General features: G+C 65.1%; 19 protein-coding genes and 2 riboswitches. Of the genes, 11 read left to right on the top strand and 8 right to left on the bottom strand.

The genetic code is table 11. From position 1 onward, the window contains the following. Nucleotides 1-57: 57 nt before the first annotated feature. The 5 genes from ACTHNZ_RS25165 (at nt 58) to ACTHNZ_RS25145 (ending at nt 5,646) form a co-directional block, all read left to right on the top strand. Nucleotides 58-1,029: an ornithine cyclodeaminase family protein gene (locus tag ACTHNZ_RS25165; RefSeq protein WP_440545314.1), complete on the top strand. Its 972-nt coding sequence runs from the start codon at nt 58-60 to the stop codon at nt 1,027-1,029. 60 nt (nt 1,030-1,089) lie between these two features. Then, nucleotides 1,090-1,734: a helix-turn-helix transcriptional regulator gene (locus ACTHNZ_RS25160; RefSeq protein ID WP_440545313.1), complete on the top strand. Its 645-nt coding sequence runs from the start codon at nt 1,090-1,092 to the stop codon at nt 1,732-1,734. Between the two features lie 361 nt (nt 1,735-2,095). Next, complete coding sequence (locus tag ACTHNZ_RS25155) at nt 2,096-2,545, top strand: group I truncated hemoglobin (protein ID WP_440545312.1); 450 nt, start codon at nt 2,096-2,098, stop codon at nt 2,543-2,545. Between the two features lie 129 nt (nt 2,546-2,674). Further along, the gene (locus ACTHNZ_RS25150; protein ID WP_440545311.1) at nt 2,675-3,271 is read left to right on the top strand and encodes a methylamine utilization protein; all 597 of its coding nucleotides are present in this window, start codon (nt 2,675-2,677) and stop codon (nt 3,269-3,271) included. Between the two features lie 8 nt (nt 3,272-3,279). Then, nucleotides 3,280-5,646, top strand: a complete 2,367-nt coding sequence (locus ACTHNZ_RS25145) for a putative bifunctional diguanylate cyclase/phosphodiesterase (RefSeq protein ID WP_440545310.1) — start codon at nt 3,280-3,282, stop codon at nt 5,644-5,646. 82 nt (nt 5,647-5,728) lie between these two features. Here ACTHNZ_RS25145 and ACTHNZ_RS25140 read toward each other — a convergent pair whose 3' ends face one another. From ACTHNZ_RS25140 to xylF, 7 genes are all read right to left on the bottom strand, one after another. Beyond that, nucleotides 5,729-6,922 (bottom strand): fumarylacetoacetate hydrolase family protein, encoded by a 1,194-nt coding sequence (locus ACTHNZ_RS25140; RefSeq protein WP_440545309.1) that lies wholly within the window; start codon nt 6,920-6,922, stop codon nt 5,729-5,731. Between the two features lie 60 nt (nt 6,923-6,982). Further along, complete coding sequence (locus ACTHNZ_RS25135; RefSeq protein WP_440545308.1) at nt 6,983-8,767, bottom strand: IlvD/Edd family dehydratase; 1,785 nt, start codon at nt 8,765-8,767, stop codon at nt 6,983-6,985. Between the two features lie 19 nt (nt 8,768-8,786). Further along, nucleotides 8,787-9,671, bottom strand: a complete 885-nt coding sequence (locus tag ACTHNZ_RS25130; RefSeq protein WP_440545307.1) for an SMP-30/gluconolactonase/LRE family protein — start codon at nt 9,669-9,671, stop codon at nt 8,787-8,789. After that, complete coding sequence (locus ACTHNZ_RS25125; RefSeq protein ID WP_440545306.1) at nt 9,668-10,441, bottom strand: SDR family NAD(P)-dependent oxidoreductase; 774 nt, start codon at nt 10,439-10,441, stop codon at nt 9,668-9,670. The genes ACTHNZ_RS25130 and ACTHNZ_RS25125 overlap by 4 nt, the downstream gene beginning before the upstream one ends. Before the next feature lie 88 nt (nt 10,442-10,529). Beyond that, the gene (locus tag ACTHNZ_RS25120; protein ID WP_440545305.1) at nt 10,530-11,720 is read right to left on the bottom strand and encodes a sugar ABC transporter permease; all 1,191 of its coding nucleotides are present in this window, start codon (nt 11,718-11,720) and stop codon (nt 10,530-10,532) included. Further along, nucleotides 11,717-13,288, bottom strand: coding sequence for a D-xylose ABC transporter ATP-binding protein (gene xylG, locus ACTHNZ_RS25115; protein WP_440545304.1), 1,572 nt, complete (start codon nt 13,286-13,288; stop codon nt 11,717-11,719). Before xylG ends, ACTHNZ_RS25120 begins: the two co-directional genes overlap by 4 nt. A gap of 78 nt (nt 13,289-13,366) precedes the next feature. Further along, nucleotides 13,367-14,395, bottom strand: coding sequence for a D-xylose ABC transporter substrate-binding protein (gene xylF / locus ACTHNZ_RS25110; RefSeq protein ID WP_440545303.1), 1,029 nt, complete (start codon nt 14,393-14,395; stop codon nt 13,367-13,369). Between the two features lie 461 nt (nt 14,396-14,856). On the opposite strand from xylF, the gene ACTHNZ_RS25105 reads away from it, so the two are divergent. Then, nucleotides 14,857-16,080 carry a XylR family transcriptional regulator gene (locus ACTHNZ_RS25105; protein ID WP_440545302.1) on the top strand — a complete coding sequence of 408 codons (1,224 nt, stop codon included), beginning with the start codon at nt 14,857-14,859 and terminating at the stop codon, nt 16,078-16,080. A gap of 100 nt (nt 16,081-16,180) precedes the next feature. Next, a complete protein-coding gene (locus ACTHNZ_RS25100; protein WP_440545301.1) occupies nt 16,181-17,260 on the top strand; it encodes an aldose epimerase family protein in 1,080 nt (359 codons plus the stop codon). A 16-nt stretch (nt 17,261-17,276) separates the two neighbouring features. Here ACTHNZ_RS25100 and ACTHNZ_RS25095 read toward each other — a convergent pair whose 3' ends face one another. After that, nucleotides 17,277-17,954 (bottom strand): hypothetical protein, encoded by a 678-nt coding sequence (locus tag ACTHNZ_RS25095; protein ID WP_440545300.1) that lies wholly within the window; start codon nt 17,952-17,954, stop codon nt 17,277-17,279. A gap of 141 nt (nt 17,955-18,095) precedes the next feature. Beyond that, nucleotides 18,096-18,203: riboswitch (glycine riboswitch) on the top strand. Between the two features lie 17 nt (nt 18,204-18,220). Then, a riboswitch (glycine riboswitch) is annotated at nt 18,221-18,393 on the top strand. An 89-nt stretch (nt 18,394-18,482) separates the two neighbouring features. On the opposite strand from ACTHNZ_RS25095, the gene gcvT reads away from it, so the two are divergent. The 4 genes from gcvT to ACTHNZ_RS25075 form a co-directional block, all read left to right on the top strand. Next, nucleotides 18,483-19,601, top strand: a complete 1,119-nt coding sequence (gene gcvT / locus ACTHNZ_RS25090; protein ID WP_440545299.1) for a glycine cleavage system aminomethyltransferase GcvT — start codon at nt 18,483-18,485, stop codon at nt 19,599-19,601. Between the two features lie 88 nt (nt 19,602-19,689). After that, nucleotides 19,690-20,070, top strand: coding sequence for a glycine cleavage system protein GcvH (gcvH, locus tag ACTHNZ_RS25085; RefSeq protein WP_440545298.1), 381 nt, complete (start codon nt 19,690-19,692; stop codon nt 20,068-20,070). Nucleotides 20,071-20,152: 82 nt separating this feature from the next. Next, nucleotides 20,153-23,110 (top strand): aminomethyl-transferring glycine dehydrogenase, encoded by a 2,958-nt coding sequence (gene gcvP, locus ACTHNZ_RS25080; protein ID WP_440545297.1) that lies wholly within the window; start codon nt 20,153-20,155, stop codon nt 23,108-23,110. Between the two features lie 178 nt (nt 23,111-23,288). Beyond that, nucleotides 23,289-24,223, top strand: a 935-nt coding sequence (locus tag ACTHNZ_RS25075; protein ID WP_440545296.1) for an alginate lyase family protein, incomplete at its 3' end; no start/stop codon positions are given.

Genomic DNA, 24,223 nt, shown 5'->3' with positions numbered 1-24,223 from the left:
AATATAGACTATTTTGGATCGATTGGTCCAGTCGCCAAAATTCAGGAGGTCGAATCCATGAAGGCCGTTTTACCGCTCATCGTCGATGAGCAGACGATACGCGATGCCTTGCCTGCCATCGACGTCAAGGCTGCGCTGACTGCGATGTTTCGCGCGTTGGCCGCGGAGCAAGCCGTTCAGCCGCCGCAAACGCTGACGTTGCTGCCCAACGATGCGGGCGACTTCATTACGTATCTCGGCGCATTGGGCGACGGAAAAGCGTTCGGCGCCAAGCTTTCTCCCTACCTCGTCACGGGCGGCAAGCCGATCGTCACCGCGTGGACGGCGCTGATGTCGATGGAAACGGGGCATCCGCTGATGCTGTGCGATGCCGCGCTGCTGACGACCGAACGCACGGCCGCCACGACCGCCGTTGCCGTCGATGCGCTCGCGCGCGGGGAGGCGAGGCGGCTTGCCGTGATCGGCACGGGCGCGGTCGGCCTCGCTCACTTGCGATATGCGGCGCCGCTCAGGCAGTGGGCATCGATCCGCGTGTTTTCACCCGGCCTTTCGGACAGCGAGGCGAAATGCGCCGCGGTTCGCGCCGTGGATGCGCGCGCGCAGATTTGTGCGACGATCGAGGCATGCGTCGAAGATGCCGACGTCGTCATGCTCTGCACGTCGTCGGGGCAACCGGTGTTGATGCGCGAATCGCTCACGAAGCCGGCGCTCGTGACCTCCATCAGCACGAACGTGGCGAACGCGCACGAAATCTCGCCGGCCTGGGTGCCCGAGATGGACGTCTATTGCGATTACCGCAAGACGACGCCGGCCAGCGCCGGGGAGATGAAGCTCGCGGCGCAGCACGGCTGGTCGGCACAGAGCATCAAGGGGGACTTGCCCGCGCTCCTATCGGGAACGTGCGGCAAACCGGCCTATGAGCGCCATGCGTTCTTCCGATCGATCGGCCTCGGTCTCGAAGACATCGCCATTGCCCACGCACTTTATCGGCACCTGACCGAGCCGTCCCGAGCGCAGTCGCTACAATGACGCAGCACCGCCGCTCTCGCCGTGGGACGGCGGGCCTTTTTCAAATGCGATTTCCCGACGATGCGCAAGAAGAATACGTCCCCTGTCAGAGACTTGTTGCTGTCGCGCTATGCGCCGCTCGCGGATAGCGTCGCCGCGCTGTTCTTTCCCTATGCGGAAGTCGTCATCCACGATCTGCGCGAGCAGACTGTCCTTTACCTGGCGAACAATCTGTCCAAGCGCGAGATCGGCGACGATTCGGCGCTCGAGGAGATCGACCATTCGGCGCGCGAGCGCATGATCGGGCCATACGAAAAGCTCAATTGGGACGGGCGCCGGATGCGCTGCGTCAGCAATGTCTTGTTCGACGACGACGGCAAGCCGGCGGGCATGATGTGCATCAATTTCAACATCGCCGTGTTCGAAGACGTCCGCTCGACGCTCGACCTGTTCATCAAAGGGGCGGGCGTGGTGGCGCAGCCGGAGGAGCTTTTTCGCGACGATTGGCAGGAGCGCATCAATACGTTTCTGCACGCTTGGCTGCAGGAGCGGCAGTTGGGGCTCAACGGGCTCACGCGCGAGCATCGGCGCGAGATCGTCGAGGCGCTCCATGCGGAAGGCGCTTTTCGCGGCAAGAGCGCGGCCAATTATGTCGCCAACGTGCTCGGCATGGGGCGGGCGACCGTCTACAAGCATTTGAAGCAAATGAAGGAAGCGGCAGACTGAAATTAGGCGGCACCTCATGCCTACCTGCCTACCGATTCGCCATTAAGGGCTTTCCCGTCCTCAAGTCCGTTCGCCGCACGGCCGATAAAGAAACAAACGGGGCGCGCGCACGCGTAATTCGTCCTATCTTAGATAGGATCGATTCGCGCGATCAGCCGATCGCAGGCTCGTAGCCGCACCCACGTCGCATAACGACGCAACGCGTGTGCGCAATCGAGCAAAAAGACAGCACATCCGTCGTTTTCCATGAGGGGGCGCCGGCCAGCCCCGACCGACACCGGATGGAATGTCGCACCGGACGACATTTCGGGGCTTTCGCCGTTCACGGAACGCCGACGCCCACTTTCAGCGAGAGGCTCTCATGCTCGTGCTCACGCGTTCGCGTCTTCCAATTCGCTGCGCATTGGCGGTATCCGCACTCATTGCGACATGCTCGTCTTCCGCGTTCGCCGATGATTCGCTCTATCGCCAATTCGGCGGCAAAGCGGGCATCGAGCACGTCATCGACGATTTTTACGATCGGATGCTCGACGACCCGCGGACGAAAACGTTTTTTGACGGCGCGTCGATTCCGCGTATCGAGAAACTGCTCAATCAGCAATTTTGCGTGTTGATGGGCGGCCCGTGCGTCTATACGGGCCGCTCGATGAGGCGGGCGCACGAGGGATTGGGCATCGACGGTAAAGCATTTGCCGCTGGGATCGAAGATCTGAAGCTGGCGATGGCAAAGAATCACATTCCCGCCGACGCCCAGAAGAAGTTGCTATCCAAGTTGATGCCGATGGCGCACGACATCGAGGATCGTCCATGATAGGGACGATGCGTTGAGAAGAATCGGCAATTAGCGATGGCGCGCAGACATACGAACGAGCGGCGTCGGTATCGGGGGATCGCCATGCGAATGAAGGGGCGAGCGGGGTGGGTAGGGCTCGCGTGTGCGATGAGCTTGCACGCCGCGAGCGCGCGGGCCGAGCAGCTGCGCGCGTCAGTCGTCGATCAAGCCGGCGCGCCTGTTGCCGATGCCGTCGTATATGCGACACCGGCCGACCTGAAGATCAAGGACGCCGCGGCTGCGGTGCCGGCACGGAAACGGCCGACCGCGATCATCGATCAAATCAAGCGGCGCTTCGTGCCGCTCGTCTCCGTCGTCCAAACCGGCACGGCCGTCTCGTTCCCGAACCGCGACAACATCGAGCACGATGTCTATTCGTTCTCGCCGGCGAAGCGGTTCGAACTGCACCTCTATCACGGCGTGCCGGCGGAGCCGGTCGTGTTCGACAAGCCGGGGCTCGTCGTGATGGGCTGCAACATCCACGATCAGATGATCGCGTACCTGCTCGTCGTCGATACACCGTGGTTCGCGAAGACGGACACGCACGGGCAGGCGGTGATCGACGACGTTCCGGGCGGCACCTATCGGTTGACGGTTTGGCACTATCGAATGGCGGCGCCCGAGGCGCTGCCGTCGCGCGACGCTTCGGCGGCCCAGGGCCAGGGCCCGAGCGCGGCGTTTACGCTGCGGCTGAACAGCGAATAGGCGGGGCGATGCGATTCAATAGCCTGCGCGCGAGAATTGCGTTCGTCGTCGTCCTGTTGATGTTGGCGGCGCAAGCGGCGGCATACATCGTCATCAGTTCGGTGATCGAGCGCAATGCGGTCGGCAATGCGCAGCAGCAGCTCGCCGTCGCCGAGCGGGTGTTCAGAGAGGTCTTGCGCAGCAACGGCGAAAAGCTGACGCAGGCAGCCACGGTCGTTGCCGCCGACTTCGGTTTTCGCGAGGCGGTCGCGACGCATCATGAAAGCACCGTCGTTTCGGCGCTGAGGAACCACGGCAGCCGCATCGACGCCGACCTCGTCATTCTCGCCGATCTCGACGGCAAGCTGATCGCAGACAGCCGCGGGTACACCCACGGCAGCGAGGCGTTCCCGTTTCATGCGTTGATGCAGACGGCCTCGCACGGGAGAGAGCGTTCGGCGATCGGCGTCATCGATCGGCGCTTGTATCAACTCGTCGCCGTGCCGGTGAAGGCGCCGCTTCCGGTCGCGTGGGTGGGGATGGGCTTTCTGATCGACGACAGAATGGCCCGCGAAATGGCGAGCTTGACGTCGCTCGACGTTTCTTTCCTTGATCAACAGCCCGACGGGCGCTGGGCCACGTTGGCGAGCACGCTGCCGGGCCAGCACATCGAGCGTGAGAAACCCCGCGATGGCGTGGACGATCGTTATGCGACGCGCGTGATCTCGCTCGCGTCGACGGGCCGGCCCGTGGTCGTCGTGCTGCAGCGTTCGTTGACGGCTGCCATGGCGCCGTTTCGGCGGCTGCAGTCGGCCCTGCTCGTGATCACGCTATGCGGCGTCTTGTTGTCGATCGCGGGTAGCATCGTCATGGCGCGCAGCGTGACGCGGCCGATTGCGGCGCTCATGCATTTCGCTCGCCGCGTGGGCTCGGGCGATTATGCCGAGCCGATCACCGTTGAGCACGAAGACGAGATCGGGGCACTGGCGCAGGCGTTCAACATCATGCAGGAGGGCATCTCGCGGCGCGAGCATCGGATCACGGAACTCGCCTACACCGATCGGTTGACGGGCTTGCCCAACCGCGCGATGTTCAGCGACAGTCTGCAGCAGACGATCGCCCAAGCGTTGCCGGAGCGACGCACGTTCGGCGTCATGATGATGGACTTGGACCGGTTCAAGTACGTCAACGATACGCTCGGCCATCCGATCGGCGATCTGCTGCTGTGCGAAGTGGCGCAACGGCTGCGCGATACGCTGGCGGATCAGCCGGGCTTGGTCGCCCGCTTGGGCGGCGACGAATTCGCGGTGCTGTTGGCGGACGAGGACGCTGCCGGTGCCGAGCGCGTCGCGGTGGGAATACTGAAGGCGCTCGAGCAGCCGATCGCGATCGAGGGGCAGCCCGTCGACGTCGGCGCGAGCATCGGCATCGTGACGTTCCCCGATAACGGCATCGACATGAACGTGCTGCTGCGGCGAGCCGACATCGCCATGTACGTCGCGAAGCGCTCGAACGCGGGCGTGGCGCGCTACGAGGAGCGGCACGACAACAGCAGCGCCGAGCGGCTTTCGATGATGAGCGAACTGCGGCGTGCGGTCGAGCAGGATCAGTTGCTGCTCGTCTATCAGCCGAAGGTCGATCTCTCGACGCAGACGGTCAAATATGTCGAGGCGCTCGTGCGGTGGGATCACCCCGCGCGCGGCTATGTCTCGCCCGATCAATTCATTCCGTTTGCCGAGCAGACCGGATACATCAAAGCCATTTCCCATTGGGTTGCCGATAGGGCCATCCGGCAATGCGCGATATGGCGCGAACGGGGGATCGAGTTGGCGATTTCGGTGAACGTGTCGGCGCGGGAGCTGATCCAGTCGACGCTGCCCGATACGTTCGCGGCGTTGCTCCAAAAGCATGGCGTTCCGGCCGAGATGCTGTGGATAGAGATCACCGAAAGCGCGATCATGGACGATCCGAATCACGCGATCGAAACGCTCGATCGATTGCATGCGCTCGGTATTCGCCTGGCCATCGACGATTTCGGCACGGGCTATTCGTCGTTGACCTATCTCAAGCGAATGCCGGTCGATGAACTGAAGATCGACAAATCGTTCGTCATGGGGATGACCGAGAACAGGGACGACGAAATGATCGTGCGCTCGACGATCGACCTGGCGCACAACATGGGGCTCAAAGTCGTCGCGGAGGGCGTCGAAACGGAAGCCACCTTGCAGCGGCTCGCGGATCTGCACTGCGATCTCGCGCAAGGGTTCCATTTGAGCCGGCCGTTGCCGCCGGACCGGCTCGAGGCCTGGCTCAGCAGGTGGCGCACGGGGCCCGGCGAGCGATCGTCCGATCCCTCGCCGCAGCAACCGCACGGGATCACTCTCCCGTCAGCGTGAACGTCGGCTGCCGGTAGCCGATGCCGGCACGGGGGAGCTTTGGGCGGCCGGCCAGCCGCCATCGAAATGTATCAGTCAGGCGCTAAATCACGCCGCGCGTCGCCAAGTTCCGATACAACGCTCGCACGCCGAAGTCCCAAGGCGCGATATCGGTCGACAGCCGCACGGTGTTGACGAGCGCGCCGAGAGCCGGCGTCGAGATCGTCACGACGTCGCCGAGATGATGCGTAAAGCCGCCGCCGGCCGCATCGCGGTCCTTGATCGGCGAGAACATCGTGCCGAGGAAAAGCATGAACCCGTCGGGGTACTGGTGATGCGCGCCGCGCGTTTGTGCGACGAGATCGAGCGGATCGCGGCTGATCTCGCGCATGTGGCTCACGCCTTCGAGCACGAAGCCGTCTTCGCCCGTGATCAGCAGCGACACGCTCGCCTCGCGGATCGTGTCGAGCGTGAATCGCTCGTCGAAGAGGCGAACGAACGGGCCGATCGCACACGAGCCGTTGTTGTCCTTCGCCTTGCCGAGCAACAGCGCCGAGCGTCCTTCGATATCGCGCAGATTGACGTCGTTGCCGAGCGTCGCGCCGACGATCTGGCCTCCCGCGTTGACGGCGAGCACGATCTCGGGCTCGGGATTGTTCCAAGCGGAAGTCGGATAGAGCCCGACTTCGGCGCCGAATCCGACGGCCGACATCGGCTGCGATTTCGTAAAGACTTCGGCATCCTCGCCGATGCCGACCTCCATGTATTGCGACCAGGCGCCGCGGCGTTTGAGCTCGTCCTTCAAGCGCATGGCGGCCGCCGAACCGGGCTGAATCTTCGCGAGATCGGTGCCGATCAGCGTATGCAGCGAGTCGCGGATCTCGGCCGCGCGGCCCGGGTCGCCGCCGGCTTGCTCTTCGATCACGCGTTCGAGCAGGCTGACCGCGAACGTCACGCCGCAAGCCTTGATGGCTTGAACGTCGCACGGAGCGAGGAGACGGAAAGCAGCGTCGGATTGCGGCTGAGCGGCGCCGCGCACGCCGGCGCCGGCGCTCGCGCGCAAGAGCTCGTGCACCGAGCCGAGCGATTCTCCGGGTGCCGAACGCGCGAAAGCGGCTACGTCGCTGCGGTCAAACAAGTCGCTCGTCGTCGGCGCGCTGGCCGTGATGTCGAATACTTCGCCATGACGGACGACGACGACCGACGGGCCGTCGATGGGCGCGCCGCGCCACACGCGGCCGACGAGCAGCGCATGGTCGAGGTCCGAAGGCAGGCAGGAGGCGGGATCGATGGACATGTCGGTCAGGTTTTGCGTTGAATGGAACGGTTGCATCAATCGGATCGCAACGGGATCGGATCAGTGCGAATGGCGCGGATCGCCGCGCGTCTCGATCACTTTCAAATAAAGCGTGGCGGGCTCGAGGCAGCCCCCGGTGGAAAGCTGCCCGACGAATTGCCGGTAGATTTCCTGCCAAGGCGTTTGCGAGGCCGGCACGCTCGGTATCGATTCTTCGCGGCGCCGGGCCAGCTCGGCTTCGTCGACGAGCAATTCGACGCGCCGCGCGTTCAGATCGACGCGCACGCGATCGCCGGTGCGCATGAGCGCGAGGCCGCCGCCGGCCGCCGATTCAGGCGACATGTTCAGAATCGACGGGCTGGCCGAGGTCCCGCTTTGCCGCCCGTCGCCCATGCAGGGCAGCGACGTCACGCCGCGCTTCACGAGCGCGGCCGGCGGTGCCATGTTGACGACCTCGGCGCTGCCCGGGTAGCCGAGCGTGCCGCAGCCGCGCATGACCAAAATGCAGCGTTCGTCGATCCGCAGCGCGGGATCGTCGATGCGTGCCCGATAATCTTCCGGGCCGTCGAAGACGACGGCGCGCGCCTCGAACGCGTTCTCGGCCCCCGGCTCACTCAGGTACGCACGCCGGAACGCTTCGCCGACCACCGACATTTTCATGATCGCGCTGTCGAAGAAGTTGCCCGACAGGACGATGAACCCCGCGCCGTGCTTCAACGGCTCGGCGTACGAACGAATGACCTCACCATCGGCATCGGGCGCCTGCGCGGCAATCTCCGCGATCGTGCGCCCCGACACGGTCGAGCATTCGCCGTGCAGCAGGCCCGCTTGCGTAAGCTGCCGCAGGACGGCCGGTACGCCGCCCGCCCGATGGAAGCCCTCGCCGAGATACTCGCCGGCCGGCATGCAGTTCGCCAAGAGCGGAACGTCGGCGCCAAGGCGTTGCCAATCGTCGAGCGACAGTTCGACGCCGATATGACGTGCGATGGCAATCAAATGCGGGGGGCAGTTCGTCGATGCGCCGAGTGCTGACGCTACGACGATCGCATTTTCGAACGCCTCGCGCGTCAGAATCTGCGAGGGCCGGATGTCGTCGCGCACGAGCTCGACGATGCGTTTGCCCGTCACGTAGGCCATCTGCCCGCGCTCGCGATAGGCCGCCGGAATCGAGGCGCAGCCCGGCAGCGACATGCCGAGCGCCTCGGCCAGACTGTTCATCGAGAGCGCCGTGCCCATCGTATTGCAATGACCGATCGACGGCGAGGCAGCCGCCGTGAGCTGCATGAAGCCTTCGTAGTCGATCTCGCCGGCCGCGAGCAGGTTGCGCGCGTGCCAGATGACGGTGCCGGACCCCACGCGCTTGCCCTCGAACCAGCCGTCGAGCATCGGGCCGCCCGAGAGCACGATGGCCGGTAGGTCGACGGTGGCCGCGGCCATGAGGCAAGCCGGCGTCGTCTTGTCGCAGCCCGTCGTCAGCACGACGCCGTCGAGCGGATAGCCGTGCAGGATTTCCACGAGCCCCAGGTAGGCGAGATTGCGATCGAGCGCCGCCGTGGGCCGCCGGCTTTGCTCGGCGAGCGGATGAACCGGAAACTCCATCGGAATGCCGCCCGCGTCGCGGATTCCGGCCTTCGTGCGCGCGGCCAGCTCGATGTGATGGCGATTGCAGGGGGCAAGATCGCTGCCAGTCTGCGCAATCCCGATGATCGGCCGGCCCGACTGCAGCTCCTCGCGCGTGAGGCCATAGTTCATGAAGCGTTCGACGTAGAGCGCCGTCATGTCGGCGTGGCTCGGATCGTCGAACCAGTTTTGGCTGCGCAGCCTGCGCGGGGGCTTCGTCGACATGGCTCTTTCGTTCTCCTGATCAGCGCGCGTGCACGAGGCCGCGCGTCAACACGTTTTGGGGCAGGCCCGGCACCGGCGAGCGGAAGGCGAACAAGCCGCCCGCCAGCGTTTCGCGCTCGCGCTTGGCCTCGCTCAATCCCTTGAGCGCAGTCGTCACGTAGGCAGTGCGCAAGTCGTCGCCGCCGAACACGAGCTTCGTGACGTTCGAGCAAGGGAAGGCGACCGTGTCGATCTGCTTGCCGTCCGGCGAATAGCGTTCGATGCATCCGCCCGTATAAAGGGCCACCCACAGGCACCCTTCGGCATCGACCGCCATGCCGTCGGGGAACGCCGAGCCTTGGACTTTGATGAAGGCTCGCTTGTTCGACAGTGTGCCATCGTCGGCGACGTCGGATGCGTAGATCGTCCGGCCGCGCGTATCGGTGTGGTAGAGCGTGCGCCGATCGGGGCTCATCGCCGGGCCGTTGGCGATGTCGTAGCCGTCGTCGCAGAGCGCGATCTTGCCGTCGTCGCCCACGCGGTAGAGCGCGCCGGTCGGCTCGTTCTCGTCGTCGTCCATCGTTCCGAACCACAAGTAGCCTTGCGGGTCGGCAAAACCATCGTTCAAGCGGTTGCTGGCGCGATCTTGCTCGACGTCTGCCAGTTTGTCGAAGGTGCCCGTGCGGGCGTCGAATCGATAGAGTCCCTTGCGCAGCCCGCAGACGAACCGGCCGTCGGACGCGGGGATGATGAACCCGGGCCCGCTCGGGGCGGGCCAGGTCATCGTCTCGCGCGAGTCGGTCGCGTAACGGTGGATGTGCTTGCGCTTGATGTCGACGAAATAGACGGCTTTATCGGTTTTGCTCCACACGGGCCCTTCGCCGAGTTCGGCGCCCAAGGGCCAGATGCATTCGGGGGAAATCATGAAGAGGCTCCATACCATCCCGCATCGACGAAGTACTCGCGTCCCGAGCACCGCGAACCGTCGTCCGATGCAAGAAACAAGACCATGCGCGCGACGTGCTCGGGCTCGACCCGCTCGGGTAGGCATTGATCGGCGACGAGCTTCGCCTCGCTTTCGGGCGATTGCCACAGTTTCATCTGCCTCGGCGTGCGCACGGCGCCCGGGACGATCGCGTTGACGCGGATGCCGTAGCCGCCGAGGTCGCGGGCCAGCCCGCGCGTGAGCCCCTCGATGCCGGCCTTCGCCGTCATGTAGATCGAAAGGTTCGGCAGCGCGCTGTGCCACGAAATCGAGCCGAAGTTCAGAATCACCCCTTTGCGCGCAGTCTTCATGCCGGAAGCCGCATATTGCGCGCAGAAAAATTGGTGCCGCAAGTTGACGGCGATGCGCTCGTCCCAGTAGGCGGGCGTCACCGAGCCGATCGTATGGCGATCGTCGTTCGCCGCGTTGTTGACGAGCACGCCGATCGGCCCCGCTTCGGCGACGATAGCGTCGAAAATGCGCCCGATCGCCTCGATATCGCGCAGGTCGCAGCGATGAAAGACGGGCGGATGCTTGCTGCCTCGCAGCTGCTCGACGAGCGCCTGCGAATCGGCTTCGGCGATATCGAGGAAAAAGACGCGCGCGCCTTGCGCGGCGAACGCTTCGACGATCGCGGCGCCGATGCCGCTGCCGCCTCCCGTGACGACGACGGTCTGGTCGACCAAGCTCGGATAAATGGCGTACGACATGGCGAAATTCCACGTTTGAAGAAAATGCAGCCCGCGCGCAGCGCCCGATTCGGTGCTGCGGTGCAACAGGCCGGGATTGCGCTGCCTTTCAGCGCCGATTCGTGCGCGAAACGACGTCGATCCAAACGGCAATCACTAGGATCGCGCCTTTCGCGATCATCTGCCAGTAGGCATCGACGTCGAGCATCGACATGCCGTTGTCGAGACTGGCCATGACGAGCGCGCCGATCAGCGCGCCATAGACGGTGCCGGAGCCGCCGCGCATCGACGTGCCGCCGATGAAGCAGGCCGCGATCGCATCGAGCTCGCCCATGTTGCCGGCCGATGGCGAGCCGGCCGCGAGCCGCGCCGTATTGACGACGCCCGCGAACGCGCACATGAGGCCCATGAGCGCGAAGATCGCGAGCTTGACGCGGTTCGTGTCGACGCCGGACAAGCGCGTGGCCTCGAGATTCGAGCCGACCGAATAGATGCGGCGGCCGAACACGGTTTGCGTGGCAATCCACGTGAAGATGCCGAGCATCAGCAGCACGAGCAGCACGGGTACGGGAATGCCGCCGTAGTCGTTCAGCGTCGCCATGAAGGCGAAGATCACGGCGCCGGCCCCGACGATCTTCACGGCGTCTTGCCACAGCGGCGGCACGGGCAGCTCGTAGCGGCGGCGGTTGCCGCGGGCACGCACCGTCACGAACGCCAGCACGGCGAACAGCAGCAGGGCGAGCGTGTCGCCGGCCAGGCGCGGCAGATAGCCTTGCCCGAGGAAGACGAAGCGGTCCGACACGGGCGCGATCGTCGAGCCGCCCGTGATGCCGAGCAAGATGCCGCGATAGGCGAGCATGCCGCCGAGACCGACGATGAACGACGGCACGCGCCGGTAGGTCGAGAGCCAGCCGTTGAACAGACCGGCAACGATGCCGAGTGCGAGCACGACGGGGATCGTGGCTTCGATCGGCCAGTGGCGATTGGCGTCGAGGATCGCGGCGATCCCGCCGAGCAGCCCCAGCAGCGAGCCGACCGACAAGTCGATTTCGCCGGCGATGATGACGAAGACCATGCCGCAGGCGAGCATGCCGCTGATGGCCATTTGCCGCAGCAGGTTCGACAGGTTGCGCGGCGTGGCGAACGCGCCGTGCGTCAGCACCGTGAAGAACAGCCAAATCAGCGCGACGGCGATGAGCAGCGCGAGAATCTTGTAGCGCGCGAACCATTGGCGGATGCGGTCGGCGCCGGCCGGCGCGGCGCTGCTTCCCGGGCGGGCGGAGGAGAGGTCCGGTGTCATGCGGGTGCGGTCTCGTTGGGTGAAGCGGCCGCGGCCCGGCGAGCGGGCTCGATGGCGGCCGTGAGAATGGCCTCTTGCGTGAGGCCGTCGTTGGCGAAATCGCCGCGCAGCTCGCCCTCGCCCATGACGAGGACGCGGTCGGACAAGCCGAGCACCTCGGGCAGCTCGGAAGAAACGACGATGATCGCCATCCCTTGCTTGGCGAGTGCGAAGACGAGCTTGTAGATCTCGTACTTCGCGCCGACGTCGACGCCGCGCGTGGGCTCGTCGAGAATCAGCACCTTCGGCTCGGTCAGCAGCACGCGCGTGAGCACGGCCTTTTGCTGATTGCCGCCCGATAGGTTCGCGATCGACAGGAACGGATGCGCCGCGCGCACCGAAAGCTGCTTCATCGACTTGTGAATCGTGTCGAGCTCGGCGGCGGCGTCGATGGCGCCGTGCTTGACGAAGCGCCGCAACACGGCAAGCGTGATGTTGTGGCCGACGCCGAGGTCCGGGACGATGCCGTGCGCCTTGCGGTCTTCCGGCACCATGCCGATGCCGGCGCGAATCGCGTCGCCGGGCGTGCGCACGGCGATGGCGCGGCCTTCGACGGCAACCGACGCGCGATACGTGCCCGGATACGCGCCGAAGACCGCTTGCATCAATTCGGTGCGGCCCGAGCCGACTAGCCCGGCGACACCGAGAATCTCGCCGCGGCGAACGTTGAACGACATGTCGTCGACGCGCTTGCGGCGCGGGTTCGTCACGTCGAAGCAGGTGACGTTGCGCGCCTCGAGCACGGTCTCGCCGATTTCGTGCGGCTCGCGCGGAAAGAGATTCGTGATTTCGCGGCCGACCATCAGCGCGACGATGCGCGACGGCGGCATGGCGGCGAGCGGCGCCGTTTCGACGTGGCGGCCGTCGCGGATCACGGTCACCGTATCGCAGACGGCCTCGACTTCTTCCAGCTTGTGCGAGATGTAGATGCAAGCGACGCCGCGCCGCTTCAAATCGCGGACGATATCGAGCAAGATTCGCGTTTCGGCCGCCGTCAGCGAGGAAGACGGCTCGTCCAGAATCAGGAGCCGCGCCTGCTTGTTCAGCGCCTTGGCGATTTCGATCAACTGTCGATGACCACCGCCGAAATTCATGACGGGCTGCGCGACGTTGATGCCTTCGATCCCGAGCTCGCGCAGCAGCGCGTCGGCGCGCTGATGCATCGCCGCGTAGTTCATCCGTCCGCCGGGCAGCGTGATCTCGTTGCCTAGGAAGATGTTTTCGGCCACCGAAAGTTCGGGCACGAGCATCAGTTCCTGGTGGATGATGACGATGCCGGCGCGCTCGGTGTCGCGCACGTTCGAGGCGCGCAAGGGCGCGCCGTCCCAGAGGATTTCGCCATCCCAGGTGCCGTGCGGATAGACGCCCGAGACGATTTTCATCAATGTGGATTTGCCTGCGCCGTTCTCGCCGCACAGGCCTAGGCATTCGCCGGGGCGAACCGACAAATCGATGCCGTCGAGCGCCTTGACGCCCGAGAACGTCTTGACGATGCCCTGAAGCGACAGCAATGGTTCGTTTTGCGCCATGCGTCTCGTTCCTTGTTCGATACGCCGGGCGCGCGGCTCGCCCGCGTGCGCGGGCGCCGCGCGCTTCGGTTCCGGGCGTTATTGGCTCGAGATCTGCGCTTGCGTGTAGAAGCCGTCTTTGACGACGACGTCGACGTTCTTCTTCGTCAGCACGATCGGCTGCAGCAGGATCGTATCGACCTTCTTCTTGCCGTTGTCGTATTGCGCGTTGTACGCGGGCTTGATGCCTTTCGCGAGATCGACGGCGAGCGTGGCCGCATTGCTCGCAATGAGCTTGATCGGCTTGTAGACGGTCATCGTCTGTGTGCCGGCGATGACGCGCTTCACGGCGGCGAGGTCCGCATCCTGGCCCGAGATGGGCACCTTGCCGGCGAGCTTTTGCGCGGCGAGCGCTTGGATCGCGCCGCCGGCCGTGCCGTCGTTCGAAGCGACGATCGCATCGATCTTGTTGTTGTTGGCCGTGAGCGCGTCTTCGACGATGCGCAGCGCCGTCGCGGCACTCCATTCCGGCACCCACTGCTGGCCGACGACCTTGATGTCGCCGCGGTCGATCGCGGGCTGAAGCACCTTCAGCTGGCCCTCGCGCAGCATTTTGGCGTTGTTGTCCGTCGGTGCGCCGCCGAGCAGGAAGTAGTTGCCCTTCGGCTGCGCATCGTAGACGCCCTTCGCTTGCAGCTCGCCGACCTTCTCGTTGTCGAACGAGTTGTAGGCGTCGACGTCGGCATCGAGAATCAGGCGGTCATAGGAAATGACTTTGATGCCGGCTTTCTTCGCTTCGGCAACGACGTTGCCGAGCGTCTTCGAATTGAACGGCACGATGACGATCACATCGACGCCGCGCGAAATGAGGTTTTCGATCTGCGAAATCTGACGCTCTTCGCTGGCGTCGGCCGACTGCACCGAAACGGTCGCGCCGAGCTTTTGCGCCGCGGCGACGAAGTAATCGCGATCGCGCGCCCAGCGTTCGACGCGCAGATCGTCGATGCAAAAGCCGATGACGGGTTTGTCCTTGCTCGCGTGCGCGAGCGGCGCCGCAAGCGAGATGCCGGCGAGCACGGCGCCGGCGATGAGCGAGCCTAAAATGGAACGACGCTTTGCGAATGCCATGTCTCCACTCCTGTCTTATATGTTGGAACGTCGCCTGTCTTTGCCGATTGGGTAAGCGGCGCGTGCGCGCGGCGACTCGCGCGCCAGCAATGCGGTTCTCGACGCGACGCCGGCCGTGGGAGCGGCCGGTCATCGGGTGCGGCCATGGTGCAGCGGCGCCGCTTCGGCCACAATTGCGAAATTGCACAGCGCGATTAACGTTTCTTGCTGGCGCGTGCCGAAGTTCGCGGCAGGCTCGGCATTCGCGCCTAGAATCGTGGAAGGCGCGGGAGACGGCGGGAAGCGGCTGCCGGCGCGCAACCGGTGCGGCAGGCGAACGCGGTCAGCGCCGGCTAAGACCGGATGAAGGACCTACGAAGAACAAGCGATGAGCGAGATCGATCGGCGATCGCTTTAGCAGAACTAGGAGACGACACCATGCGCGAAGCTTTACTGGCTGCGCGAGTCGGCCCGGAGCCGCTTTGAAGGCGAAAGCGAGCGCTCCCGCGCCGCAAAAGGCGCATCGCATCGCGTTGCTGTTCAACGCGAACAAGGTCTACGACCGTGAAATCATCACGGGCGTGGGCCAGTATTTGCTTTCGACGCGCGTGGGTTGGAACCTGTTTCTCGAGGAAGACTTTCGCTGCCGTCTAGGCGGCATCGAACGCTTCGACGGCGACGGCATCATTGCCGATTTCGACGATCCGGCCGTCTGCGAAGCGCTTGCCGATTGCCGGCTGCCCGTGGTGGCCGTGGGCTCCTCGTTCGAAGATCCGTCCCACTATCCGGACAACGTGCCGTATATCGCGACCGACAACGTCAAGCTCGTCTCGCTCGCCTATACGCATTTGATCGGCGCGGGGCTGCAGCACTTCGCGCTATACAGCCTGCCGCTATCGAACGAGCATCGCTGGGCGCGGCAGCGGGAGCTGGCATTCGCGCGCTTGCGCCAAGCCGACGGACGCACGCGCGAGCAGCTCGACGCCGAGATTTACCGCGGGCTGTCGACGAGCGCGCCGATCTGGAATCAAGCGATCGAGCAATTGACGCAGTGGCTCCATGCGCTGCCGAAGCCAGTCGGCATCATCGCAGTCACCGATGCTCGCGCGCGGCAATTGCTGCAGGCGTGCGTGATTGCCGGTATTCCCGTGCCCGAGGACGTCGCGATCATCGGCATCGACAACGATCCGCTCACGCGCACGCTGACGCGCATTCCGCTGTCTTCCGTGATTCAGGGCACCGAGGAGATGGGCCGCACGGCGGCGCACGTCCTCCATCAAATGCTGCACGGCGCGCGCTTTCCGGGACATCGAATTCTCGTGCCGCCCGTCGGCATCAACGTACTCGATTCGACGAAGCACCAGCCGCTGGCGAGCCCGTATGTCGCACGGGCCCGCCATTTCATCCGGCAGTACGCATGCCAAGGGATTCGAACGGAGCAAGTCGCCGATTATGTCGGTGTCTCGCGCTCGTCGCTCGAGGAGCATTTCCGGCGCGAGCTCAGTTGTACCGTGCATCAAGAGATCCTTCGGCAAAAGCTCGACGCGGCGAAGGCGCTGCTCGTCAAGCGCGACGTATCGAGCGCCGAAGTAGCCGTGCGCTGCGGCTTCAAGTCGGTGCAATATCTGCATGCGGTGTTTCGCCGCGAACTCGGCTGCACGCCGCGCGAATATCAGGCGCGCGAGAGCGCAGGCGAGGCGGTGTAGCGATGGGCGCGGCATGGCTTGAAAATGTGCCTCCGGCTTCCCGATTTCCGATTTGAATTCCCCTATTCCCGACTTCCTATTTCGATTCATTGACGACGATATGATCAGCACCGCCAAGCTATCGCACGAACCGTGGGGCACGCTGCCCGGCGGTCGCACCGTTCATCTGTTCACGCTGCGCAACGCGCACGGCATGCGAGTGTCCGTGAGCGAACTCGGCGCAACGCTCGTTTCCTGGCACGCGCCCGATCGCGCGGGCCGGCTCGGCGACATCCTGCTCGGGCACGATACGCCCGCCGACTACTGGGAAGCGAAGACGTACATGGGCGCGCTCGTCGGCCGCTGGGCGAACCGCATCGCGGGCGGGCGCTTCACGCTCGACGGCATCGATTACACCGTTGATCGCAACGAGGGCGACAATTCGCTGCACGGTGGGGCAACGGGTTTTCACCGTGCGATCTGGCAGGCACGCGAGGATGATGGCGCGCTCGTGCTGACGGTCGATTCCGAGGAAGGCGACGCGGGGTTTCCGGGCAACGTCAGTGTCGAAGTGCGCTATACGCTCGACGACGAGGGCGAGCTGACGATCGATTATCGCGGGAGCACCGATGCCCCGACGCCGCTCAATCTGACGAGCCACGGGTATTTCAACCTGGCGGCTCAGCCCGGTGCGGACATTAAAGGCCATGTGCTCTCGATCGATGCCGATGCGTTCTTCGAAGTCGATCCGACGCTGATTCCGATTCGGGAAGCATCCGTCGTCGGCAATGCGTTCGACTTTCGGGAGGCGGCGCCCATCGGCGCGCGGCTCGAGTGGCCGCACGAACAGCTTTCGCTCGCGCGCGGCTTCGATCACTGCTACGTGCTGCGCCAGGCGAATGAAGGCCGGCGAGATGCCGGCGCGCGGCCCGTGTATGACGTGGCGCGGATCTACGACCCGGCGAGCGGACGGGGGATGACGGTATCGACCGATCAGCGCGGCTTGCAACTGTATACGGGCAATTATCTCGACGGCGTGCGCGGACGGGGCGGCGTGGCCTATGCGCGCTATGCGGGACTGTGCCTCGAGGCGGGCGGGTTCCCGAATCAGATCAACATGGCCGATCGCGAAGATATGATTTCCCGCCCCGACAAGCCGTATCGGCAGGTGACGAAGTACCGCGTCGCGGTGGTTGGCTGAGCGAGCGGATCGAGCCTCACGACGCCCGCTCATACCGGCAAACCTCATGCTCGGCGCTGATGCCCGGATGTTCCCGCGTGGCTTGCCACAGTGGCGATTTCCCGATGCTGTCGTGCTGCCCATAATGGCCACGCGCGAGCGCCTCGCGATGCGCCTCGGGACTCTTCCAGCGCGCGAAGTTCAGCACGGCGGCCTCGTCATGCGTCGCGAAAAAATTAGCCGAGATCAATCCGTCAGGCGGTTCCGCATCGCCATTGAGCGCGAGCAGAACCTGATCGACCCAGCTCGTCTGGATGATCGCGCTCGGTCGTTCCAGCGGCTGGCGCACGAGCACGATACATTCCCCGGGCCCGCTGCGCCCTGAGGTCCAAGCGCCCGCGGGCACCGCGACGTCGACCCACACGGGCTCGGCCTCCGCGCGCACGGGCTCGATGGCGTGAGCGATGGCATCGACGACGGTGCGCTCGGCCGCTTCGAAGCGCGTCACGCGCCAGGCCGCAACGAACAGCAGCGCGTCGGCATCGACGTCGCGAAACACGTCGGCAAGCGTCCCGGTCGGCACGGCGCGGGCGCGCTCGACCAGCGTGGGCAGCGCGCGCTCGAGCGCGCCGGGCGAAGAGAAAGTCACACGGCCCGCGGCGAGCAGGCGGATGTCATGATCATTAGGACAGAAGCGATTCGACAAAGGCGACATGAGCTTTTCCTCCTCATTGCTGCTAAGTTACCGCGTCTTGGCCGTGCCTGCTGTACGCGCTTACGCTCAATTCGTACCGGGCGCGCATCCGCCGATTTGACAACCCCGATTTGACAACCCCCTTACGCTCGCGTAAATTTCGCGCACGCGTCGGGAGAGTGCGTTGGCGGTAGGGTTTCAGGCCCGCCGGCAGCGCCGCCGAAGGGGCACACCCATAAACTCTCAGGCAAAAGGACCGACCGCGTCGAAAAGCAGCACAAACTGGCTTTTCGGACTCTGGAGAGTGGTGGTAGTTCGCAGCGGCCCGCCCGGCAGTAGGGGTATCGGCGCATCGCTCGCGAGCAAGCCGCCCACCGAAGGGGCGCGCGCAGCAACGGGCGGAAACGGTATTCGTCCCCGCCGGCGCAATCTCTCAGGTACCGAGGACAGAGGGGTCATGCATCGCATTCGCAGCAGGCAATAGCCTTGCTCGCGTCGGCAGCATGGCCCTTTTTCGTTTTCGCGAAACCTTTGCGCGCCGAGGCCCCAATGACCGAACTGAAACACACCCCCCTGAACGCCGCTCACCGTGCCCTCAATGCGCGCATGGTCGATTTCGGCGGCTGGGACATGCCTGTCAACTACGGCTCGCAAATCGACGAACACCACGCCGTGCGCACCGACGCGGGCATGTTCGACGTCTCGCACATGTGTGCGGTCGATTTCGCCGGCCCCAAAGCCCGCGCGTTCTTCGAATATGCGATCGCCAATAACGTCGGCAAGCTGAACACACCGGGCCGTGCACTCTATTCGTGCATGCTCGACGAAAGCGGCGGCGTCATCGACGATCTGATCGTCTACTTTTTCTCCGACGACTTTTTTCGCGTCGTCGTCAATGCCGGCACGGCCGACAAGGATATTGCCTGGTTCAACCGGCTGAACGCCGAGCGCGATTTCGGCTTGGCCATCACGCCGCGGCGCGATCTGGCGATCGTGGCCGTGCAAGGCCCGAACGCGCGCGCGAAGGTCTGGCAGGTGCTGCCGGCCGCGCGCGAGGCGACGGAACTGCTGAAGCCGTTCAACGCCGCCCGCGCGAACGTTGCCCCCTATGGCGAGCTGACGATCGCGCGCACCGGCTACACGGGCGAGGACGGCTTCGAAATCATCGTGCCGGCCGCACACGTCGTCGCGTTCTGGGAGGCGCTGCAAGCAGCGGGCGTGCGTCCGTGCGGCCTTGGCGCGCGCGATACGCTTCGGCTCGAAGCCGGCATGAACCTATACGGCCAGGACATGGACGAAGCGGTCTCGCCGCTCGACGCCGGCCTCGCCTGGACCGTGGATCTGAGCGCCGGCCGGAACTTCGTCGGCCGCGCGGCGCTCGAGCGCGACGGTTCGCGCCAAGCGTTCGTCGGCCTCATCCTGCAAAAGGAGAACGGCAAAGCCGGCGGCGTGCTGCGCGCGCATCAGAAAGTCGTGACGGCCCATGGCGACGGCGAAATCACGAGCGGGACCTTCTCGCCGACGATGCAAGAATCGATCGCGTTTGCGCGCGTCCCGCCCGGCGTGCGCCCCGGAGATATCGTGCAAGTGCGGATTCGCGACAAAGCCCTCCCCGCAAGCGTGGTAAAACTGCCGTTCGTGCGGGGCGGCAAGGTGCTCGTCGGCTAAGGGGCCGGCTCCGCGCGCGATTATCCGGCCCGAACGCGGGCCCAACGTTATTAATTCAACGCATTCCCTATTTCACCAGGAGCTTCACATGAGTAACGTCCCGGCCGATCTGAAATACACCGAGGAACATGAGTGGGTCAGAACCGAAGCCGACGGCACGGTCTCGGTCGGCATCACCGATCACGCGCAAGAGACGCTCGGCGACATCGTATTTCTCGAACTGCCCGCGGTCGGCAAGGCCATCACGGCCGGCGACTCGATCGGCGTCGTGGAATCGGTGAAGGCAGCCTCCGACATTTACTCGCCCGTCTCGGGCGAGGTCGTGGCCGTCAACGAAGCGCTCGTCGACACGCCCGACGCCGTGAACCAGGACGCCTACGCGAGCTGGCTGTTCAAGGTGAAGCTCGCGGATTCGGCCTCGGTCGACAAGCTGCTCGACGCCGCCGGCTATCAAAAGCTCGTCGGCTGATCATTCCCTTTCGTTTTCTGCCGCGTGGCGCGTTTCGCCTGCTGTCGGAGCGGAACTCGCCGCGCCCACTCGCTGCCCTACTATGAAGCTCGAACACCCGGATCGTCTGATGAACCGCTCCCCTCTCTCGCTCGCCGCGCTCGAAGTGCATGACGCCTTCGCCGAGCGGCACATCGGCCCGGACGGCACCGACCAGCGCAAGATGCTCGAGGTGCTCGGTTTCGAGTCGCGCGCCGCGCTGATCGATGCGGTGATTCCGCAGGCGATCCGCCGCACCGATCCGCTGCCGCTCGGCCCGTTTGCCGAGCCGCGCAGCGAGGCGGAGGCGATCGCGCACCTGCGCGCGCTCGCGGACAAGAACGAGGTGTTCCGCTCCTATATCGGGCAGGGCTACTACAACACGCACACGCCGGCCGTGATCTTGCGCAACGTGCTCGAGAATCCGGCCTGGTACACGGCTTATACGCCGTATCAGCCCGAAATCTCGCAAGGCCGCTTGGAAGCGTTGCTGAATTTTCAGCAGATGATCGGCGATCTGACCGGGCTGGAGATTTCGAACGCGTCGCTGCTCGACGAAGCCACGGCCGCGGCCGAAGCGATGACGCTGCTGCAGCGTGCCGGCAAGTCGAAGTCGAACGTCTTCTACGTGGCCGACGACGTGCTGCCGCAGACGATCGAAGTCGTGCGCACGCGCGCGGAGCCGATCGGCATCGAGGTGCAGGTCGGCCCAGCGCATGCCGCCGCCGGCGCCAATGCGTTCGGCGTGCTGCTGCAATACCCGGGCGCGGGCGGCGACGTGCGCGACTATCGCGCGCTGACCGAAGCCGTGCATGCGGCGGGCGGCCATGTCGTCGTCGCGGCCGATTTGCTCGCACTCACGCTGCTCACGCCGCCGGGCGAGTGGGGCGCAGACGTCGCCGTGGGCACGTCTCAGCGCTTCGGCGTGCCGGTCGGCTTCGGCGGCCCGCATGCGGCGTACATGGCCGTGCGCGACGAATTCAAGCGCCAGATGCCGGGCCGGCTCGTCGGCGTGACCGTCGATGCGCAAGGCAAAAGTGCGCTGCGCCTCGCGCTGCAAACGCGCGAGCAGCACATTCGCCGCGAGAAGGCCACCTCCAACGTCTGTACGGCGCAGGCACTGCTCGCGATCATGGCCAGCATGTATGCCGTCTATCACGGGCCGAATGGGCTCAAGACGATCGCTCAGCGCGTGCATCGCGTAGCTGCGCTGCTCGCGGCCGGCGCGAAGCAGCTCGGCTACCCGGTCGTCAACGAGACGTTCTTCGATACGCTGACGATAGAAACGGGCTCGCGCACGGCTGCCGTCCACGATGCGGCCAAGCGCCTGCGCATCAACTTGCGCCGCGTGAGCGATACGCGCGTTGGTGTCTCCATCGACGAAACGACGAAGCGCGCCGATCTAGCCGATCTGCTGTCGGTGTTGGCGAGCGCCGCCGGTGCGATCGACGTGCCGCACGTCGACGCGCTCGACACGGCGCTCACGCGCGCCGAGGAGCAGGGCCAGGGCGGCGACATGGCCGCACTGCCCGCTTCGCTCGTGCGCACGAGCGCCTATCTGACGCACCACGTCTTCAACCGCCATCATTCCGAAACGGAAATGCTGCGCTATCTGCGCGGGCTCGCCGATAAGGATCTGGCGCTCGACCGCTCGATGATTCCGCTCGGCTCGTGCACGATGAAGCTCAATGCGACCTCGGAGATGTTGCCCGTTACCTGGCCCGAGTTCTCGCAGATTCACCCGTTCGCGCCGGCCGAGCAGACGGTCGGCTATCGCGAAATGATCGACCAGCTCGAGCAGATGCTCGTTGCCGCCACGGGCTACGCAGCCGTTTCGCTGCAGCCGAACGCCGGCTCGCAAGGCGAGTACGCTGGCCTGCTCATCATCCACGCGTATCACGCGTCGCGCGGTGAAGGCCATCGCGACGTCTGCTTGATCCCGGCCTCGGCGCACGGCACGAATCCCGCGTCGGCGCATATGGCTGGCATGAAAGTCGTGGTGGTGGCATGCGACGAGCAGGGCAACGTCGACATCGAAGACTTGAAGGCGAAGGCCGGCGAGCATGCAGCCAAGCTCGCGGCGATCATGATCACGTACCCGTCGACGCACGGCGTGTTCGAGCAGAACGTGCGCGAGATCTGCGAGATCGTGCATGCGCACGGCGGCCAGGTGTATGTCGACGGCGCGAACATGAACGCGATGGTCGGACTCACGGCGCCCGGGCAATTCGGCGGCGACGTTTCGCACTTGAATCTGCACAAGACGTTTTGCATTCCGCATGGCGGCGGCGGGCCGGGCGTCGGCCCCGTGGCCGTCGGGCCGCATCTGGCGCAGTTCCTGCCGAACCAGACGTCGTCGGGCTATCGGCGGGCGGAAAGCGGCATCGGCGCGGTATCGGCCGCGCCGTATGGCTCGGCCTCGATTCTGCCGATCTCGTGGATGTACATCGCGATGATGGGCGCGAAGAATCTGACGGCGGCCACCGAGGTGGCGATCCTCAACGCGAACTATGTCGCCAAGCGGCTCGCGCCGCACTATCCGGTGCTCTACTCGGGCCCCGGCGGGCTCGTCGCGCACGAGTGCATTCTCGATCTGCGCCCGATCAAGGATGCGAGCGGGATCACCGTCGACGACGTCGCCAAGCGCCTGGCCGATTACGGCTTCCACGCGCCGACGATGAGCTTCCCGGTGCCGGGCACGCTGATGGTCGAGCCGACGGAGTCGGAATCGAAAGAGGAGCTCGATCGTTTCATCGAGGCGATGATCGCGATTCGCGACGAGATCCGCGCCGTCGAGGAAGGCCGGGCCGATCGCGAGGACAACCCGCTCAAGCATGCGCCGCATACGGCTGCGGTCGTGGCGGCGAACGAGTGGCCGCACGCGTACTCGCGCGAGACCGCAGCCTATCCGCTGCCGTCGCTCGTCGCGCGCAAGTACTGGCCGCCGGTCGGCCGCGCTGACAACGCCTACGGCGATCGCAACTTGTTCTGCTCCTGCGTGCCGGTGGCGGATTACGCCTGATAGGCAAGATCGACGCGAGGCCGGCGCGAGATGCCCCGCAAACGCGGGCGTCTCGCATCATTCATCGCGAATACGGGCTACCATCTCAGACTCTCGACGCGCTGCCCTTTGAGCAACGAACGCAGTGTGCGTCGGGTGGTCCGGTTCGCGGGGATGATAGCCAAAGAAGGAGCGATCGATGGGGCGAGAGAGGGCGTGCCTGCCCACGGAGCAACGGTGGGCAAGGAGCGCGCGAATCAACGAATGGGCGAGTCCGGGCGCTTCGCTCGTGGCCTGGCTGATCGCGTGCGCGGGTCTGCTCGCCGCGACGAGCGAGGCGCGCGCGGCGATGAATTTCTGCGCGGCGCCGGCCATGCAGACGAGCGAGCGCGCGAGTGCGGCGCCCGCCGTCCAGGCGCTCGTCAAGCGCGTGGCGGCGCGGCTGGGCGATCAGCCCAAGCCGCTCGCCCATCTGCATACTGAAGGCACGCTGCCGCACGAAGGGATCTACGACCAAAGCGTCGAGGCGGAGCAGGACCTCGAACTGATGCGCGACGCGGCGCTCGTTTGGCGTGCGACGGGCGACGATCGCTATCTGCGGCTCGTCGACCGCTTCTTGCTCGCATGGGCCACGACCTATCAGCCGAGCTTCAATCCGATCGACGAGACGCACTTCGATTCGATGATCCTCGCCTACGATTTGACCGCGAGCGCATTGCCTGTGAAGACACGCAACGCGGCAGGGGCATTCATCGCCAAGCTCGCGGGCGGCTACGTCGAACGCGTGGACGCGCAGCCGCGGCCGTTGAGCGGCTCCTATCGCAACAACTGGGAGAGCCATCGCATCAAGCTCATCGCAATGGCGGCTTTCACGCTCGACGATCGCAAGCTCATCGCCGCGGCACAGCGGCTGTTCGTCGAGCAGATCGGCGCGAACGTGGCGCCGGACGGCGCGACGGTCGATTTCGGCGAGCGCGATGCGCTGCATTACGTGACGTACGACTTGCAGCCGCTCGTGGTCGCGGCGTTGGCGGCCCGCCGTCACAACCGCAATTGGCTCACGCAGCGCGCGGCGAACGGCGCGACGCTCGCCCTCGCCCTCGATTGGCTCGTGCCGTATGCGCTAGGCGAAAA

The sequence above is a fragment of the Trinickia sp. genome (assembly GCF_051953955.1).
Classification (GTDB): domain Bacteria; phylum Pseudomonadota; class Gammaproteobacteria; order Burkholderiales; family Burkholderiaceae; genus Trinickia.
This window is presented reverse-complemented; position numbering and strand designations above follow the sequence as displayed.

What these genes read in the sequence shown, in the direction of transcription:
- gcvH (WP_440545298.1), top strand. Translation starts at nt 19,690, where the DNA reads ATGAGTAACGTCCCGGCCGATCTGAAATACACCGAGGAACATGAGTGG.
- ACTHNZ_RS25165 (WP_440545314.1), top strand. Translation starts at nt 58, where the DNA reads ATGAAGGCCGTTTTACCGCTCATCGTCGATGAGCAGACGATACGCGAT.
- ACTHNZ_RS25100 (WP_440545301.1), top strand. Translation starts at nt 16,181, where the DNA reads ATGATCAGCACCGCCAAGCTATCGCACGAACCGTGGGGCACGCTGCCC.
- ACTHNZ_RS25160 (WP_440545313.1), top strand. Translation starts at nt 1,090, where the DNA reads ATGCGCAAGAAGAATACGTCCCCTGTCAGAGACTTGTTGCTGTCGCGC.
- ACTHNZ_RS25095 (WP_440545300.1), bottom strand. Translation starts at nt 17,954, where the DNA reads ATGTCGCCTTTGTCGAATCGCTTCTGTCCTAATGATCATGACATCCGC.
- ACTHNZ_RS25130 (WP_440545307.1), bottom strand. Translation starts at nt 9,671, where the DNA reads ATGATTTCCCCCGAATGCATCTGGCCCTTGGGCGCCGAACTCGGCGAA.
- xylF (WP_440545303.1), bottom strand. Translation starts at nt 14,395, where the DNA reads ATGGCATTCGCAAAGCGTCGTTCCATTTTAGGCTCGCTCATCGCCGGC.
- ACTHNZ_RS25135 (WP_440545308.1), bottom strand. Translation starts at nt 8,767, where the DNA reads ATGTCGACGAAGCCCCCGCGCAGGCTGCGCAGCCAAAACTGGTTCGAC.
- ACTHNZ_RS25140 (WP_440545309.1), bottom strand. Translation starts at nt 6,922, where the DNA reads ATGTCCATCGATCCCGCCTCCTGCCTGCCTTCGGACCTCGACCATGCG.
- xylG (WP_440545304.1), bottom strand. Translation starts at nt 13,288, where the DNA reads ATGGCGCAAAACGAACCATTGCTGTCGCTTCAGGGCATCGTCAAGACG.
- ACTHNZ_RS25120 (WP_440545305.1), bottom strand. Translation starts at nt 11,720, where the DNA reads ATGACACCGGACCTCTCCTCCGCCCGCCCGGGAAGCAGCGCCGCGCCG.
- ACTHNZ_RS25155 (WP_440545312.1), top strand. Translation starts at nt 2,096, where the DNA reads ATGCTCGTGCTCACGCGTTCGCGTCTTCCAATTCGCTGCGCATTGGCG.
- ACTHNZ_RS25150 (WP_440545311.1), top strand. Translation starts at nt 2,675, where the DNA reads ATGAGCTTGCACGCCGCGAGCGCGCGGGCCGAGCAGCTGCGCGCGTCA.
- ACTHNZ_RS25145 (WP_440545310.1), top strand. Translation starts at nt 3,280, where the DNA reads ATGCGATTCAATAGCCTGCGCGCGAGAATTGCGTTCGTCGTCGTCCTG.
- gcvP (WP_440545297.1), top strand. Translation starts at nt 20,153, where the DNA reads ATGAAGCTCGAACACCCGGATCGTCTGATGAACCGCTCCCCTCTCTCG.
- gcvT (WP_440545299.1), top strand. Translation starts at nt 18,483, where the DNA reads ATGACCGAACTGAAACACACCCCCCTGAACGCCGCTCACCGTGCCCTC.
- ACTHNZ_RS25125 (WP_440545306.1), bottom strand. Translation starts at nt 10,441, where the DNA reads ATGTCGTACGCCATTTATCCGAGCTTGGTCGACCAGACCGTCGTCGTC.